2 protein-coding genes are annotated in these 3,728 nt (G+C 46.1%); both read left to right on the top strand.

The window, feature by feature from the left end; translation table 11 throughout:
• Positions 1 to 975 (top strand): acyl-CoA dehydrogenase family protein (locus tag ACEW8S_RS20015; protein WP_373519877.1); only part of this gene is annotated, 975 nt, incomplete at its 5' end.
• A gap of 360 nt (positions 976 to 1,335) precedes the next feature.
• The coding region (locus tag ACEW8S_RS20010) for a glutamate synthase central domain-containing protein (RefSeq protein ID WP_373519876.1) at positions 1,336 to 3,728 on the top strand (2,393 nt) is incomplete at its 3' end.

Genomic DNA, 3,728 nt, shown 5'->3' with positions numbered 1-3,728 from the left:
CCGAAGTACAACGGTAGCGGTATGGATACATTATCGTATGTCATCGCTATGGAAGAGCTTTCGAAAATCGACGCCTCGGCCTCGGTGGTGGTATCCGTAAACAATTCATTGGTCTGTTGGGGACTGGAAACTTTCGGTTCGGAAGCACAAAAACAAAAGTATCTGACGCGCTTGGCCCCCGGAGAGATCATCGGCGCCTTCTGCCTTTCGGAACCGGAGGCGGGTAGCGATGCAACTTCCCAAAAAACCACGGCCATCGATAAAGGTGACCACTATGTGCTCAATGGCACGAAGAACTGGATCACCAATGGCAGTTCGGCGGAAGTATACCTAGTTATCGCCCAGACGGATAGAGAAAAAGGCCACAAGGGTATAAACGTCCTGATTGTTGAAAAAGGGATGGCCGGGTTTGAAATCGGCCCCAAGGAGAACAAACTGGGCATACGTGGCAGCGACACCCATTCCCTTGTTTTTAATGACGTCAAGGTGCCCAAGGAAAACCGTATCGGGGAAGACGGCTTCGGGTTCAAGTTCGCCATGAAAACCTTGGCCGGCGGCCGCATCGGTATCGCCGCACAAGCTTTGGGGATTGCCGCCGGCGCCTACGAAATGGCCCTAAAATATTCAAAGGAGCGCAAGGCATTTGGCACCGAAATTGCCAACCATCAGGCCATTGCCTTTAAGCTCGCCGATATGCATACACAGATCGAAGCGGCACGCCACCTCGTCTACAAAGCGGCCTGGGAAAAAGACAACGGAATGGATTATGACCTATCGGGCGCCATGGCCAAACTATATGCCTCTCAGGTAGCCATGGAAACTACCGTCGAGGCGGTTCAGATCCATGGTGGAAACGGTTTCGTAAAAGACTACCATGTCGAACGCCTTATGCGGGATGCCAAAATCACACAAATTTACGAGGGGACTTCCGAAATTCAGAAAATCGTGATTTCAAGGAGTATTTTAAAGAGTTGAGAACTATCCAATTAATCGATATTCACTGTGAAAAACCTAAATTCTCGGAATAGGTCGATTACCCTACCCCTATCTCCATAGTGTAAAACCCACCCATACACTAAAAATTATTTTTTACCCCCTTTAAAAATAGGGTTAAAATAATAAAAATGTTAATTTAACTCACTTACCCCCCTAAAACCTTTTTAAATGAACGCTGAAAAGGTTAAATTTATCAATCTGATAATTTTTGCAGGGCGGAAATCCATATTTGAGGTTTATTTAACGTTCTATTCCAAACGTTGAATTTTTATCCGATTAAATCGAAATTCCTGCTAATAATTTATCAAAAACACTATTTTTGAGAAAATACCATATCTAATGACACTAAGAAAACAGGGCCTTTACCTACCGGAATTTGAACATGATAACTGTGGCGCAGGATTTATCTGTAGCTTGAAGGGAAATAAATCGAACGATATCATCCATAAAGCCTTGGAGATATTGCACAAACTGGAACACCGTGGTGCCGTTAGCGCCGATGGCAAGACCGGTGACGGTGCAGGGATACTTATCGATGTTCCTCATGATTTTTTTCAGGCGGTTTGTGATTTTGAGCTCCCGGAGCCCGGTGAATATGCCGTAAGCAACGTGTTTCTTCCCCAGAAGGAAAATCAGCGCAATTTTTGTATTTCCGTATTCGAGTCAACTATCAAAAAACAGGGTCTACAACTCTTAGGCTGGCGAAATGTACCCGTAAACCGGTCCATCCCAGGGCGGATCGCCATGGAGACCGAACCTTTTGTAAAACAAATTTTTATTGCCAAGGAGAACGATGCCCAAGACTATTTTAATTTTAACCTAAAACTCTTCATTGCACGAAAGGTCACCGAGCATACGATCATCAACTCAAAGCTTTCGGAGCGCCAATTTTTCTACGTACCCAGCCTTTCCACAAAAATTATAATTTTTAAGGGCCTGCTGATGCCAAAGGATATCAGCCTGTACTACGAAGACCTGATGGATTCCCGTGTGGTGACTCGTCTTTCTTTGGTACACCAACGTTTCTCGACCAATACCTTCCCGACTTGGGACCTTGCGCAACCTTTCCGCTACATGTGCCATAACGGTGAGATCAATACACTTCGGGGCAATGTTTCGCGGATGCTCTCTCGTGAAGAATTGATGAAAAGCGAATGGTTCGGTGATGAGATCAAGAATATAATGCCAATCATCCTACCCGGCAAATCCGATTCCGCCACCATGGATATGGTCGTGGAACTTCTATTGATGACCGGCCGTTCCCTGCCCGAGGTTATGATGATCTTGGTGCCGGAGGCTTGGGAAAAAAATCCGTATATGTCCGAGGCCAAAAGGGCGTTCTACGAATACCATTCCTGTATGATGGAGCCGTGGGACGGGCCTGCATCCATCCCATTTACCGACGGCAACTTTATCGGGGCGCTTTTGGATAGAAACGGACTTCGCCCCTCACGGTATTCCGTAACCAAAGACGGTTATGTGATCATGTCCTCCGAAACCGGAGTGATGGAAATTGCCCCCGAAAACGTTCAGTTTCACGGCCGTTTGGAGCCCGGCAAAATGTTCTTGGTCGATATGGTAGCCGGCCGTATCGTGAACGATGAGGAAATTAAGGAGGAAATCGCGAAAAGGCATCCCTATAAAAAATGGTTGGACGATAACCTGGTCCATTTAAAAAACATCCCCTATAACGATTGTCCGTTGTTTTTAGGAGAAGCCTCCCTTGCAAAACGCAAGTCGATTTTTGGCTATACTTTGGAAGATATCGACACCATCATCCTCCCAATGGGAAAAAATGCCAAGGAGCCCATTGGATCTATGGGTTCGGATACCCCGATCGCTGTACTTTCCGAACGGCCCCAATTGATCTATAACTATTTCAAACAGCTTTTCGCACAGGTTACCAATCCGCCTTTGGACGGTATCCGAGAAGAACTTATTACCGATATCAGTCTTACCTTGGGAAGCGATCACAACATTTTCGATTTCTCGGAATTGCATTGCCGAAAATTGAAAATACAAAACCCTGTCATTTCCAAAGAGGATTTGGACAAGATCAAAAACTACGATGCGAGTCCCGATTATAAAGTGGTCTCCATCCCCACGCTTTACGATATCGAGAAAGGCTACAATGGCCTTGAGGATGCACTCGAGGCCATTTTGGCCCAAACTTCGAAAGAAGCCGATGAGGGAGCCAATATTATTATTCTTTCGGATAGGGGGGTCGATAAAGACCATGCCCCGATTCCCGCATTGTTGGCATGTTCGTACGTAAACAGCGGCCTACAAAAACTGGGGAAAAGGAATAAGCTCAGCATCATCGTAGAATCCGCGGAGCCACGGGAAGTACATCACTTCTGTCTACTATTCGGTTTCGGGGCCAGTGCCATCAACCCATACCTGGTCAACGAAATTATCGGCGAACAGATCGAGGAACACGATATCACCGAGTACACGTTCTCTGAAGCCATAGAAAATTACAATAAAGCCGTTGGCAAAGGTATCTTGAAAGTAATGAACAAAATAGGCATCTCTACCTTGAATTCCTATCGTGGGTCGCAACTGTTCGAATGTATCGGCATCAACACCAAGGTGGTGGACAAGTATTTTCCGAATACCCCTACACGTATACAAGGTATCGGACTTTATCAGATAGAGAAGGAAATCGCCAAACGGCATCGTAATGCCTTCTCCAAAAAAGAAGTTGCCGCCACCCTCGATCTTGAGGTCGG

This window comes from Pricia sp. (genome assembly GCF_041745955.1).
GTDB lineage: Bacteria > Bacteroidota > Bacteroidia > Flavobacteriales > Flavobacteriaceae > Pricia.
Note: the sequence above shows the minus strand (reverse complement) of the source record. Positions and strands in the feature narration are given on the sequence as shown.